14 protein-coding genes, 2 tRNA genes and 1 pseudogene are annotated in these 13,256 nt (G+C 53.1%); 12 read left to right on the top strand and 5 right to left on the bottom strand.

Annotated elements, in window-relative coordinates; all coding sequences use genetic code 11:
- On the top strand, positions 1-2,158 hold a 2,158-nt coding region (locus Q3970_RS01495; RefSeq protein WP_368494363.1), incomplete at its 5' end, for a VCBS domain-containing protein.
- Between the two features lie 496 nt (positions 2,159-2,654).
- Here Q3970_RS01495 and Q3970_RS01485 read toward each other — a convergent pair.
- The 3 genes from Q3970_RS01485 to zupT all read right to left on the bottom strand — a co-directional run bounded on the left by Q3970_RS01485 (position 2,655) and on the right by zupT (position 4,491).
- Positions 2,655-3,281, bottom strand: coding sequence for a LysE/ArgO family amino acid transporter (locus Q3970_RS01485; protein WP_303098843.1), 627 nt, complete (start codon positions 3,279-3,281; stop codon positions 2,655-2,657).
- A 181-nt stretch (positions 3,282-3,462) separates the two neighbouring features.
- Positions 3,463-3,553, bottom strand: a tRNA-Ser gene (locus Q3970_RS01480).
- Positions 3,554-3,681: 128 nt separating this feature from the next.
- Complete coding sequence (zupT, locus tag Q3970_RS01475) at positions 3,682-4,491, bottom strand: zinc transporter ZupT (protein ID WP_303098893.1); 810 nt, start codon at positions 4,489-4,491, stop codon at positions 3,682-3,684.
- Between the two features lie 134 nt (positions 4,492-4,625).
- On the opposite strand from zupT, the gene pdxA reads away from it, so the two are divergent.
- From pdxA to Q3970_RS01430, 9 genes are all read left to right on the top strand, one after another.
- Entirely contained in the window at positions 4,626-5,606 is a 981-nt protein-coding gene (gene pdxA / locus Q3970_RS01470; RefSeq protein WP_303098842.1) for a 4-hydroxythreonine-4-phosphate dehydrogenase PdxA, read from the top strand.
- Positions 5,607-5,625: 19 nt separating this feature from the next.
- Positions 5,626-5,868 carry a cytochrome-c oxidase gene (locus Q3970_RS01465; protein WP_303098841.1) on the top strand — a complete coding sequence of 81 codons (243 nt, stop codon included), beginning with the start codon at positions 5,626-5,628 and terminating at the stop codon, positions 5,866-5,868.
- 117 nt (positions 5,869-5,985) lie between these two features.
- Entirely contained in the window at positions 5,986-6,564 is a 579-nt protein-coding gene (locus tag Q3970_RS01460) for a carbonic anhydrase (RefSeq protein ID WP_085365383.1), read from the top strand.
- 4 nt (positions 6,565-6,568) lie between these two features.
- The gene (nadD, locus tag Q3970_RS01455; RefSeq protein WP_303098840.1) at positions 6,569-7,177 is read left to right on the top strand and encodes a nicotinate-nucleotide adenylyltransferase; all 609 of its coding nucleotides are present in this window, start codon (positions 6,569-6,571) and stop codon (positions 7,175-7,177) included.
- A gap of 91 nt (positions 7,178-7,268) precedes the next feature.
- Positions 7,269-7,661, top strand: a complete 393-nt coding sequence (gene rsfS / locus Q3970_RS01450; protein WP_303098839.1) for a ribosome silencing factor — start codon at positions 7,269-7,271, stop codon at positions 7,659-7,661.
- A 293-nt stretch (positions 7,662-7,954) separates the two neighbouring features.
- A complete protein-coding gene (locus Q3970_RS01445; protein WP_303098838.1) occupies positions 7,955-8,344 on the top strand; it encodes a hypothetical protein in 390 nt (129 codons plus the stop codon).
- A gap of 144 nt (positions 8,345-8,488) precedes the next feature.
- Positions 8,489-9,244 carry a triose-phosphate isomerase gene (tpiA, locus tag Q3970_RS01440; RefSeq protein WP_303098837.1) on the top strand — a complete coding sequence of 252 codons (756 nt, stop codon included), beginning with the start codon at positions 8,489-8,491 and terminating at the stop codon, positions 9,242-9,244.
- A gap of 5 nt (positions 9,245-9,249) precedes the next feature.
- Positions 9,250-9,582, top strand: a complete 333-nt coding sequence (gene secG, locus Q3970_RS01435; protein ID WP_303098836.1) for a preprotein translocase subunit SecG — start codon at positions 9,250-9,252, stop codon at positions 9,580-9,582.
- A 41-nt stretch (positions 9,583-9,623) separates the two neighbouring features.
- Positions 9,624-9,709, top strand: a tRNA-Leu gene (locus Q3970_RS01430).
- 316 nt (positions 9,710-10,025) lie between these two features.
- Here Q3970_RS01430 and Q3970_RS01425 read toward each other — a convergent pair.
- Positions 10,026-11,345 (bottom strand): DUF445 domain-containing protein, encoded by a 1,320-nt coding sequence (locus Q3970_RS01425; RefSeq protein ID WP_303098835.1) that lies wholly within the window; start codon positions 11,343-11,345, stop codon positions 10,026-10,028.
- Between the two features lie 15 nt (positions 11,346-11,360).
- Here Q3970_RS01425 and Q3970_RS01420 point away from each other — a divergent pair.
- A pseudogene (locus Q3970_RS01420) lies at positions 11,361-11,593 on the top strand (hypothetical protein).
- Positions 11,590-11,760, top strand: a complete 171-nt coding sequence (locus Q3970_RS01415) for a hypothetical protein (RefSeq protein WP_303098834.1) — start codon at positions 11,590-11,592, stop codon at positions 11,758-11,760. Before Q3970_RS01420 ends, Q3970_RS01415 begins: the two are co-directional and overlap by 4 nt.
- A gap of 77 nt (positions 11,761-11,837) precedes the next feature.
- Here the strand turns inward: Q3970_RS01415 and ccoP are convergent, their stop codons facing one another.
- The gene (gene ccoP, locus Q3970_RS01410; RefSeq protein WP_303098833.1) at positions 11,838-13,232 is read right to left on the bottom strand and encodes a cytochrome-c oxidase, cbb3-type subunit III; all 1,395 of its coding nucleotides are present in this window, start codon (positions 13,230-13,232) and stop codon (positions 11,838-11,840) included.
- Positions 13,233-13,256 lie beyond the last annotated feature (24 nt).

The following is a 13,256-nucleotide window of genomic DNA, read 5'->3' as shown; positions in this document are numbered from 1 at the left end:
CGCCGGCAACGAAGGCCGCGCCAAAGACGACGGCAGCATCGATACCGTGGCACCGTTTGCGAAAGCAGAAGACCAGCAGGTTGTAGAGGCTAGCGGAGCCGAAGTCAGCGGCATTATTAAGATAGGTGATGTCGGCGGAATAGCTGCGGTTACGGTTGCAGGTAAAGATATTACATCTGCCTCCGCCGCCAATCCGGTAACGGTGAAAACGGCTCAAGGTCAGTTGGTGGTTAGCGGTTATGATGCAGACAAAGGTATTGTTACTTATACCTACATCGAAAACGGTGTGCGTAAAGACCATTCCAAAGGTGATGATTCCGTTGTCGATAAGTTTATCGTGGTGGTAAAAGACAGAGCGGGCAATACCGCGATGGACAGCTTGGATATCAAGATTACCGATACTGCGCCTGTGGCTGTAAACGACAGCAACAGTATCAGTGAAAAAGGTACTTTAGTGAGTGGCAATGTATTGGCTAACGATATAACTGGTGCTGATGTGCCGGTAACGGTAACGGCTGGCAAGCAAACCGGTAATTACGGTAAGCTGGTGCTGGATTCAGACGGCCGATATACCTACGAACTTGACGGTAACAACGCCGCAGTAAAAGCCCTGAACAACGGTCAAAAACTGGTAGATACCTTTATTTACACCGTTAAAGATGCTGACGGCGACAGTTCAACTGCCGAGTTGAATATTACTATCAACGGAGTGGACAGTGATAAGATCAAAATCGGTACGAATGAGTCAGATAACGATATCAGAGGCGGTGGGGGTAACGATGTATTGATTGGCGATACCGGAGGTACTCAAACGATTATCACCAAAGGTACAGACTATAATGTGGCCATTCTGTTTGATATTTCGAGCAGTATGAAAACATACAAAACGGCCAACGGTACGTCTTATCTTAACATGGCAAAAGCATCTCTACTGAAACTGGCCGGCGAATTGGCAACGCACGACGGTGATATTAATGTGAGCCTGATTGTGTTTAACCAGACCGCCAAACAGGTGATTGATATCCGCAGCTTGAACGAAGGCAATGTAGATTCATTGTTGAGAAGCATTATTGCCCAGCAAAGTAAAGCCGGAGGCGTAACCAATTACGATGATGCTTTCAGCGATACCGCTGCGTGGTTTAAAAAAGTATCGGGTAACGGTTATACCAATGTTACCTACTTCCTGACCGACGGCCAGCCGACGGCTTACGGTGAAGACGGTAAGAGCGGCCCATACAGCAATTTGGGCTATGTAACCCAAGGCTCTGTAGATGCAAGCTTGGAGAGCTTTAAGAAGTTGAGCGCAATATCCGACGTGCATGCCATCGGCTTTGCCCAAGGTGTACAGCAAACCACGTTGAAGTATTTCGACAATACCACTTCGGGCAGCTTGAGCAGCGGCAGCGATGTAGTAGCAAGCTTTAATGCCAAAGGCTATACCACCGTAAAATATCAAGGCACTGCAGGTGAAGCTTCAATCGTCAATTCGCCCGACGAATTAGATGCGGCTTTAGCAAAAGGTTCTTCGGTTACCGTGCTTGACAGTGTTGCTAACGATACCTTGATTGGCGGTGAGGGAGACGACATTTTATTCGGCGATTCTATCAATACCGACCATTTGGCTTGGACCGATGGTGCCACAGGTGCGGTTTACGCAGCAGGCAGCCATAACGGTATGGGTTCGGAAGCCTTGAGCGAATTCATCAAATGGAGTGAAAACGGCGGTGTTGCTGCAAGCGACCAACAAAAAGTCGACTATATCCAAAAACACTGGATCCAATTGCTTGACGGCCGTTCAGATGGAGGTAACGACACGCTGAACGGGGGCGAAGGCAACGATATCCTGTTCGGTGGTGCCGGTAACGATACCCTGATTGGCGGTGAAGGTGCGGATAAATTCGTATTTTTGGCCAACAGCAACAGCGGCCAAGATCAAATTATGGATTTCCAAGCCGGCAGCGATAAAGTGGTATTTGCCGATTTGGTCGGCCCCGACCAGCTGCAAGGTGCGGTATGGAACGACCAAACTCACACTCTGAGCTTTACCGGCGTGGGGCAAGACGGTGCGGTTTACCAAAACAGCATTACGTTTGCCGGCATATCGTCAGGTGAAACCCTGAGCAGCATTCTGGAAAAGCATGTTGAATTTATCGGCTGATTGCACAGTTGGTGAAAAAAGCCCTGCCGTAAGGCAGGGCTTTCCTATATGGAAACCTTTGCAAAACCCCATCTGCAGCGTATTTCTGCATCGTGCGCTGCTCGCCCGTTTGCCTGACTCTATGTTATGTCTGCACCCGCTGCGCTGCTACGCCTTGAACTGCATCCGCATCTGAAGGTTTTGCAAAGGTCTCAAACCCTGCTTTTCTTTGGTGTAACGGCAGTATTTCGGGTTGAAAGTCCGCGTCTGCATATTCAGAAGATTGACGGGGCAGGTTTTAATTGCCCCCTGTCATGGTAGTTCGGAGTCGGATTTGAGAAAGCTCCGTTAACCCGATTGCTGCTGCATGGTTTTTCAGTCAAACTCCGATCTGCTGTAACAATATACTATTTTTTGTTTGCAGGCTGATTATGATCGGGAAGCTGTTGCCGTATAAAACCTGAGGCCGTCTGAAAGTATTTGTTCAGACAGCCTCGGGTTTTGCAGGATTACCGTATCAGAACAACAGGGGTAATGCCTGTTTCAGTAGGCCCCATGCCAGATAAAACATCATGGCAGCTATCAGGCCGTCGAGAACCTGCCACACACGTTCTCGGCGGAATAGAGGCTGAAGCAGGCGCGCACCGAAGCCTATCGAAGCAAACCATAGTGCCGAAGCGGTTACCGATCCGATTAGAAACAGTATTTTACCTGCCGGGTTAAAAGGTGAAGCCGCACCGCCGATCAACACCACTGTGTCGATATATACATGAGGGTTGAGCAAAGTTAGGGCGAGCGTGGTTGTGGCGGTTTTCAGGGTGGAAACAGTGGCCGGTTTGTCGGTGTTTACAGCCAAGTGTCCGCCGCCTTGCCAGGCACGTTTGGTGTTTATTGCACCATAGGTCAGCAGAAATAGGCCGCCTGCCAGTGCCAGTAGCGCGGAAGCAGTGGGGCTGTCCGATAACAGGGCGGCAGTGCCGAATACGCCCAGCGTAATCAATACTACGTCGCACAGCCAACACAGCAACACAACCAGGCCCACATGCTGTTTGATCAAACCTTGTTTCAAAACAAAAGCATTTTGTGTGCCGATGGCAGCAATCAGGCTGCCGGTAATCATCAGTCCGGTGAAAAAGGGGTGCATTTAAAGATGCTCAGGAGTGGAAAACATTATTATGGCTGAAACACCATCGGCCGACTATCGGGCCGGGCATGGGATTTTCAGGGATTTCAACCTCAATATTTATCAATTGTCAGAGGACTTTGCAAAACCCATATTGGTATTCATAAAGAAACCCGGGACTAAACGGCCCGGGTTCGGTATCTGGCAGAGAGGAAGGGATTCGAACCCTCGATACGTTATTCACGTATACACGCTTTCCAGGCGTGCGACTTCAACCACTCATCCACCTCTCTAACGGAAACGAAATTATACGGAGTTTGTGCTGCGCTGGCAATCTTCTGAATGGAATACTTTGCACTTACAGGCAATAACACTTTCAGACGGCCTGTTTTTAACCTGCTATAAGCGGCGGTGTGCGCCTCTACCAATTGAACAATACCAAACTCAAGGCAATCACCGCCATGCCCGAAGTCAGGCCGTATACCGTTTCGTGGCCGTCTGAATAACGCTTGGCGGCCGGCAGCAGCTCGTCCAACGCCAAAAAAACCATCACGCCGGCAATCAGGCCGAAGATGGCGCCAAACACGGCATCCGAAAGAAAAGGCCTCAACACAAAATAACCCAGCAAAGCCCCCAACGGTTCGGCCAAGCCCGAAAGCAGACAGGCGGCAACCGTTAAGGCTTTGTTGCGGGTAGCGAAATAAACCGGTGCGGCTATCGAGATGCCTTCGGGAATATTGTGGACGGCAATCGCCAGCGCCAGCGGCGTGCCCACGGCGGGGTTTTCCAGCGTGGCGAAAAAAGTGGCCAGCCCTTCGGGAAAGTTGTGGGCGGTGATGGCGAATGCCGTCATTAAACCCACCCGGGCGATGTGGTGGCGTGATTTTTCGTGAAATTCGGGATCGTGTGCGTCTAAGGTGTCGTGCGGGTTGGGCACCAAGCGGTCGATTAAGGCAACCGCCCCAAGTCCCGCCAAAAAAGCGAAAGTGGCGGCGGCAAAGCCCATACTTTGCCCGTAGGCCGCAGTAAAAGCCTGTTGTGATTTGGAAAATATTTCGGTGAGCGACACATAAACCATCGCGCCGCCCGCAAACGCCAACCCGAACGAGAGCATACGCGGGTTGGGGGTTTTCGATAAAAACACCAACACGCTGCCCAGCACCGTCGCCAGCCCGGCGGCCAAGGTGATGCCGAACGCCACCGTTAGATTTTGCAGGGTAACCGCAATCATTGTATCGATTCTAGTCATATAAAATGAGCAAGCCTACCATTTTTCAAAAAAAGGGAACAGTTCTCAAGCGGAAATTTCTGCAAGAGTGGGCTAAAATAGCAGGCCGATTCATTGATTCTGATTAAGGAAACGAAATGCCCTTGCCCGTTATTGCCGTTACATCCGGCGAACCTTCAGGTATCGGCCCCGATATCTGCCTCGACCTGCCCGCCGCCGAGCTGCCTTGCCGCTTAGTGGTGCTGGGCGACAAAACCCTGTTGCAGGCGCGTGCCGACCGGTTGGGCAAAGCCGTTGTTTTGCAAGATTTCAATCCGGCCGCCGGGCAGCAGGAAGGCGTATTGGAAGTGCTGCATATTCCTTTGAAAGCCCCGTGCGAGGCAGGCCGTCTGAACGTTGAAAACGCCGCTTATGTACTCGAACTGCTCGATACCGCCTACAACGGTATTCAAAACGGCACATTCGCTGCGATGGTAACCGCGCCGCTGCACAAAGGCATTATCAACGATGCCGGCGTGCCTTTTTCAGGCCACACTGAATACTTGGCCGAAAAAAGCGGCACGGGGCAGGTGGCGATGATGCTGGCAGGCGGCGGTTTGCGTGTGGCGCTGGCCACCACCCATCTGCCGTTGAAAGACGTGGCCGCCGCTATTACCCAACCGCAGCTTGAGTCGGTGGCGCAAATCGTACACCGCGATCTGCAAAAAAAATTCGGCATAGCCGCGCCGCGCATTTTGGTGGCGGGGCTGAACCCCCACGCGGGCGAGGGCGGCCATCTCGGGTATGAAGAAATCGACATCATCACCCCCGCGCTTAACAACCTGCGCACACAAGGCATAGATGTGCGCGGCCCTTATCCTGCCGACACCCTGTTTCAGCCGTTTATGCTGAAAGATGCCGATGCCGTGTTAACTATGTATCACGATCAGGGCCTGCCCGTGTTGAAATACGCCAGCTTCGGCAAAGGCGTGAATATTACGCTTGGCCTGCCGTTCGTGCGTACATCTGTCGATCACGGCACTGCACTCGATTTGGCGGGCACAGGCAAAGCCGATTCCGGCAGCCTGATGGTGGCGGTGGACACTGCGTTGGAAATGGCGCACCATAACAACCGTTGAACTCAGAAAGGGCAACCCTATGACAGCAAACGGAAAACCGGCTGCAAACACAGGCAACATCAAACCCCGGCCTTACGAGAGCTTTGAAGAAACCGAACGCAAACGCGAAGAAGAAGCGTTGGCCGTCAACCCGCCTTTAAGCGAACGGCAGAAAGCCATCGTGCGCGAACAATCGGGCATCAACCCGATAGAGCAGACCGTGAACGATGCGTTGAAAGATGCCGGCGAAGTGCCGGAAACCGAACGCAGGCCGGAAAAATAAACGCAAGGCTTCCCAACCCGGCCTGGCCGTCTGAAACATTTCAGACGGCCTCTTTGCACACACACGCCCCGAAACCGCTATAATGGCCGCAAACCACAGCATGAAACCGAACACGACATGAGCGAACTCGACCATATTTTAGACTTCAACCGGAAATTTGTAGATTCGGGCGAATACGCCCAATTTTTCACCAACAAATTCCCCGAGCGCGAGTTGGCGATTTTATCGTGCATGGACGCGCGCATGGTAGAACTGCTGCCGCGTGCATTGGGGCTGAAAAACGGCGACGCCAAACTGATTAAAAACGCCGGCGCCCTCGTTACCCACCCTTGGGGTTCGGTGATGCGCAGCCTGCTGGTGGCCGTGTTTGAGCTGAAAGTTAAAGAAATCATGGTAATCGCCCACTACGATTGCGGTATGCGCGGCCTCAGCCCCGGCACCTTTCTCAACCATGCCCACCAAAACGGCATCCCCGACGACCGCATCACCACCTTGCGAAATGCCGGCATCGACCTCGACGGTTGGCTCACCGGCTTCGACAACGTAGAAGAAAGCGTGCGCCACACCGTCGGCATCATCCGCCGCCACCCGCTGATGCCCGACAACGTTGCCGTTCACGGCCTCGTTATCCACCCCACCACCGGCAAACTCACCGTGATTGTGGACGGTAAGGCTGAATGCCCCGTAGCACCTTAAGCTAATGAAAAAAATCGGACTTTTCGGCGGCACTTTCGACCCGCCCCACAACGGCCACCTGCATATCGCCCGCGCTTTCGCCGACGAGTTGGGTTTGGACATGGTGGTTTTTCTGCCCGCAGGCGACCCCTACCACAAAGAAGAAAGTACCCGCACCCCTGCAAAACACCGGCTGGCGATGACCGAATTGGCCGTTGCCACCGACAGCCGTTTTGCCGTCAGCGACTGCGACATCGTGCGCGAAGGCGCAACCTACACCTTCGATACCGTGCAAATTTTCCGCCAGCAGTTCCCCACCGCCCAATTGTGGTGGCTGCTCGGCAGCGACAGCCTGCTCAAACTGCATACTTGGAAAAAATGGCAGACCCTGGTCAAACAAACCCACATTGCCGTTGCCGGCCGCTCCGGCGGCAATATCGCCCAAGCGCCGCAAGAGTTGCAAGGCTGGCTGGGGCAGGCCCTGCAAAACGGCAGCTTAAAACCGTTGCAGGCGCCGCTGTGCGATATCAGCTCCACCGAAATCCGCCGCCGTCTGCATAACGGTGAAAGCGCAGCGGGACTGATAGACGGGCGTGTAGAAGCCTATATCAGGCAGCACGGCCTTTACCGCTAACGATTTTCAGACGGCCTTATTTAACCTTATTTATATTTATCGGTAACAGCCCAAGCCGTCTGAACACTTTATAAATAAACAGGAAACGAAAATGAACAAACAAGAATTGCAAGACCTGCAAAAAATGGTTGAAATCGCCGTGAACGCTTTGGAAGACATCAAAGGCAAAGACATCACCGTGCTCGAAACCCAAGAAAAAACCTCCCTGTTCTCCCGCATGATTATTGCCAGCGGCGACAGCAACCGCCAAGTAAAGGCGCTGGCCAACAACGTGGCCGTCGATTTAAAAGAAGCCGGCTTTGAAATTCTCGGCAGCGAAGGCCAAGACGGCGGCGAATGGGCGCTGATTGACGCCGGCGACTTGGTGGTACACGTTATGCTGCCCGCCGTGCGCGACTTTTACGACATCGACACCCTGTGGGGCGGCGAAAAACCCTCGTTCCACGCCGGCGCACAAAAACCCTGGCACGCGGCCGACAACTAAACGCCCCAGACATTGCCGGAAAAATATTTGCCGTCATCCCGTATGGAAACGACGGCAAATATTTTTCCGGCAAACGCAAAACGGAGCGGAGTTGTGAAAAAGTTTGAAACCGTATCCGCAGCCAAACGGGCGGCCGTCTGAAAAAAACGCCCGCACGGTTTCAGAATGCAAGTATGCGTAAGCATAAAACGGCCAAATACAGATTGCAGTAAAAAAAAGTATAACGGCTTGCCCGAGACGCCTGCGGCTGGTTATATTGCAGCAGGTATTTTGCAACACCAGAGGTATTTGAAATGAAAAACACACCGAAAACCCTGCTGCTTACCGGTATTATGGCACTGTTTTCCGCCAGCGCTTTCGCCGCACCGCTGCCCGGTGAGATTTTCCAGCCGCGCGGCGCAGAAGTGGTTAAGGCCGACCGGGCAGAGAGTGGGGATTTTGAAGCCGAATTCCATGTGAGCAGCAACGAAGCCAGTGTAGAAGGATTGGCCAACCAAGTGCGCGCCCACGCCCAACGGCACGGCTTCAAAGTGGTGGAATCCGACATCAAACGCGACGATGCCGGCCTGAAATTCACGCGCCGCAACCAAGGGCTGGAAGTTTCCATAGAACGCAACGATTACGGCATCATCGAATACAAAGCCGGTTTGGATGCGAAAGAGCAAGCCCCCAAAAACAAATAAACCGACACAGATAACGTTGCCGGGCCGTTTGAAAGCGTTTCAGACGGCCTGTTTGCATATTTTTATCATTACAGCGCACTACATTTTTACAGAGATGTGCGCTAAAATCCGAAACGTTACGAAGTAAACGAAGGATACCGAGCCATGTGGGACAAGAAATGGGTTATCGGCAACTGGAAAATGAACGGCCGCCTGCAAAACAATAATGCACTGATGCACCGATTCCGCATCATGCCTACGGCCGACCGGGTGGTTATCGGTTTGGCCGCCCCCACCGTTTACCTGCTGCAACTGCACAACGCCATGCAGATTGTGCTCAACAACCGCATCCTCACCTGCGCGCAAGATGTCAGCCGCTTTCCCGGCAACGGTGCCTACACCGGCGAAGTGTCCGCCGACATGATGGCCGACATCGGCGTGGATATCGTTTTGATCGGCCACTCAGAGCGCAGCCTGTATTTCGGCGAAAAAAACGAAATCCAGCGTCAAAAAATGGTGAATGTGCTAAATGTGGGACTGACCCCGCTGCTTTGCGTGGGCGAGAGCCTGGAAGAGCGCGAAGCAGGGCGAGAACAAGAAATAATCGCCCACCAACTCTCGATTTTAGAGGGATTGAACACTAAAAACATTGCCGTTGCCTACGAACCCGTATGGGCCATCGGCACCGGAAAAGTCGCCACCACGAGCCAAATTTCGGGCATGCACGCGTTTATTCACAAACAAATCTTGTCATTGTGCGGCAACGATGTTAATATCCGCATCCTTTACGGCGGAAGCGTCAACGTCGGCAACGCGACCGACATTTTCGCCGTGCCGCATGTAGACGGCGCACTGGTAGGCGGGGCATCCCTATCTTACGACTCGTTTACCGCCATCATTGATGCCGCACAAGAATCATAGGAATTATGGAAGCCTTTAAAACCGTTATCTGGATTATCAACATTTTCGCCGCCTTGGCCGTTATCGTGCTTGTTTTGATGCAGCACGGCAAAGGCGCGGATGCGGGTGCCACTTTCGGTTCGGGCAGCGGCAGCGCCCAAGGCGTGTTCGGTTCGGGTGGTAACGCCAACTTTTTAAGCCGAAGCACCGCCATCGCCGCCACCGTGTTCTTTGCCACCTGCATGGCTATGGTTTACATTAATACCCATTCAAGCAAACACGGGTTGGATTTCAGCACGGTGCAACAGAGCACTCCCGTACAAACTACACCGCAAACGCCCGCTTCCTCAGACCAATAATGGTGTTTGGGTATTACGGTTTTTTTAAAAATACAGTTTTTGCCGACATGGTGGAATTGGTAGACACGCTATCTTGAGGGGGTAGTGACCCTAGGTCGTTCGAGTTCAAGTCTCGATGTCGGCACCATCAAAAGAAAACAGCCCAATTTTCGGGCTGTTTTTTTATTATAGCGGATTCAATTACTTCGATACAAGGCAGCAGGCCGCACAACGCCGTGGCGAAAGTTAAGTTAATCTGTTATACGATCACAGCCGATGCCGAAACCTGGGTACAGCAGGGAGGTAACTTGATTGCAGGTGCTTTCAGGTTATCTTAATCGTATAAACCGACAATGTTTTTTACGTATCCGGATCCGGCAGGCTGAATCAGTCTTGATTTGTTTTTCTCGGCAATTTGTTTCTCTCGGAAAAGGAAGCGTGTTTTGTGGTTTACAACAGGCAGGCTAAAACACCCATTGCGACACGCAGTAAATCACCAATCCTACCAAGCCGCCTACCAGCGTTCCGTTGATGCGGATAAACTGCAAATCGCGGCCGACGCTCAGCTCCAGTTTTTCCACCATCTGCGAGCTGTCCCAGCCTTTTACCTTGTCGGCCACAAACAGGGCCGCCTTGTCTTTATAGCGCATCACGAAATCGCGCACCATCAGCGAAATGCGCACGTCGGTGCGGCGCATAAACTGCGGATAGCGCTGCGCCTGCGTAATCATGTGGTCGAGCAGTTTGTTCAGTTGCGCCAGCCATAGCGAATTGGCTTGCTGCACGTCGTTTTTCGTCCAAGTTTGCAGGCTCTGCCAGCTTTTTTCGAGCATTTCGCGCACGGCGGGAGATTGGGCGAGCTGCATCTTTCCTTGTTCCAGCCGTTTGTGCCACAGGCGGGAACGGCTCAGGGCGTCGGCCATGCGGTCGTATTGTTCATTGAAACTGCGGTGGATGCGGTGGTTCGGATCGGCCAGCGCGGCGGCCAGATAGCCGTCAGCCCAGTCGAGGGCTTTTTCCGACACCCAGCCGTCCACTTTATCTACCAGTGTGCCTTTGAGCGAGGCTTTCAGTTTTTCCCAAGTGCTCGGTGCGTCGCTTTCGATTTTGGCCGCCCACTCGCGCAGGTTTTGTTCGAGCAGCAAACGGGTTTCAGGGTCTTGCAGCCAGCGGCGGGTCTGTTTCAGCACGGCGTTAAACAGCATGTCGTGCAAGCCTTGCGCCTTCAGGGCTTTGAGGCCGTCTGAAAGCGTTTTGCCGATTCTTTCGCCGCTGTATTGTTCGGCCAGCAGCATACCCAGAAAACGTGCGGTTTGCTCGGGTTTGGCCACTTTGAAGAGCGCGGGCAGTTGGGCGGTCAGCCACGGCAGCCATTGGCCGCGGGTTTGCGGCCGGGTCAGCCACGCCAGCAGTTTTTCGCTCGGCGCGGCCTGATACACGCGCAATGCAATCGGCCTGCCTTGCAAAAAATTGTTTTCAATAAACCGCCCCAATTCGTCGGCAATACGGTGCTGGTTGCGCGGCAGAATCGCGGTGTGTGGAATCGGCAGCCCCAGCGGGTGGCGGAACAGCGCGGTAACGGCGAACCAATCGGCCAGCGCGCCCACCATCGCCGCTTCGGCAAAGGCTTTCACATAGCCGAGCGCGGGATAGTGTTTGACATACGCGGCCGATACGGCAAAGAGCACACAGGCCAGCAGCAGCAGCCCCGTGGCCCGGCGGCGGCTTTTTTTCAAACGCGCCCTCGCCCTGTTGGTGCGGGCTTCGGCAGACAAGGTGTGCATGGCGGCCTCCTGAATATGATGGTTTTGATTATACCGTTTCGGCCGCAGCGGATAAAACGCCTGAGACCTTTGCAAAACCCCCATCTGCGGCGTATTTCTGCGTTGTGCGCTGCCCGCCCGCTTAGCCATTTGATATGTCTGCGCCCGCTGTGTTGCTACGCCTTGAACTGTATCCACATCTGGGGGGCAAAGGTCTCGGCGGGCATGTTGTGTCAGTAGGGCGGGTATTGAACGCGACGGTTCAATGACGCAGCAATGCCTGCTGTTCGGCCACCGTCTCAATGCGGTAGTCGGGATAAAGGGCGGCGATGTCGCGAACTTCCAGTGGCAGCTCTCTGTTTGGCAGATGCTCAATAACGGCTTTATTTGTTCACTTTTATTTGTTTCACTGAACTTCCCGGTGTATTTTCCATAAAAAACTGCACCTTGAAAGTCGGGTAGATTCCGGTTTCAGGGTGCAGTTTGGTTTTTTGGTTTTTCAGATGATGGCGGTCAGCCTTCGACTTTTACTTCTACACGGCGGCCTGAGGCATTGTTGCCTTGGGCGGCGGTAGTGTTTTCCGGTTTGCGCAATTCAATGTTTTGGGCATCAACGCCTTGCGCTTTTAAGAAAGCTTCCACTGCCTGCGCACGTGCTTTTGACAGCTTTTCATTGGCGGTGGCGTTGCCGGTGCTGTCGGTGTAGCCGCTGACAACCAGTTTTTTGCCGTCTTTGCCGGCTTTAATCAGATCAGTCAGGATGGTGGCTGCGTTGTCGGCCACTTCGCTTTTACCGGTGGCGAAGTAGAAGGTGCCGACGGGTGTGCCGGCCTGGGTGTCGTAAGTTACATCGGCCTTATCGGAGGCAGGTTCTGTAGGAGCCGAAGCAGCAGGTACTGCGGAAGCTGCCGGTTCGGAAGCCGGAGTTGCACCGGCAGACGCAGCAGCGGGAGCAGCTTCTGCGGGTTTGGCCGGTGATTTACCGTCTTTGTTAGACAAACCCCATACATAGGCGGTCATAATGTGCAGTTTGTCTTTATCCAAGAAATTGTCCCAAGCGGGCATTTGGTTGTGGCGGCCGTTGGTAATGGTTTCGATAATGGCTTTTTGGGTTCCGCCCCACAACCAGATGTCGTCGGTCAGGTTCGGGCCTAGGCCTTGAATGCCTTGGCCTTTATCGCCGTGACAAGTGAAGCAGTTGGCGGGCGGTCCGTTAAACAGCAGTTTGCCGCGTTCCGCACGGTCGGCATCGTATTGGTCTTTGCCTTTGGAAAGCGACATCACGTAGTGGGCGACGTCTTTTACACGCTCCTCACCTAAAGTAGGACCCCAAGCGGCCATGGTGCCGGTACGGCCTTTTTGAATGGTTTCTTGGATTTTGGCAGGCTCGCCACCCCACAGCCAGTCGTGGTCGGTCAGGTTGGGAAAACCTTTCGAACCTTTTGCATCGGAGCCGTGGCATTGGATACAGTAGGTGTCAAAGAGATTCTTGCCGATACGCTGGGCTTGCGGGTCTTTGGCTACTTGTTCAATAGGCATATTGGCGAACTTGGCGTACAGTTTGCCGTATTGCTCGTCTGCTTTCTGAATTTCTTTTTCGTATTGGTTGGTGCTGGTCCAGTTCAGATAGCCTTTGTAGTCGCCCAAGCCCGGGTATAAGAACAGATAGGCTGCACCGAAAATCCAAGTGGCGATATAGAGCCAGAACCACCAGCGGGGCAGGGGGTTGTTATATTCTTCAATACCGTCCCATGAATGCCCCATGGTTTTAACGTCTTCACCTTTTGGGGGTGCTTTAACTTTGTTTTGTGAAAGCAGAAGCCAAAGCAAGCCGATGAAGCTGAGCAATACGATAACGGCAATGTATATGTTCCAGAAATTGCTGGTAAATTGGGAAGTTGTGTTCATTATTTGCTCCGTTGTCACGGGAAA

The sequence above is a fragment of the Neisseria sp. genome, assembly GCF_030530745.1.
GTDB lineage: Bacteria > Pseudomonadota > Gammaproteobacteria > Burkholderiales > Neisseriaceae > Neisseria.
This window is presented reverse-complemented; position numbering and strand designations above follow the sequence as displayed.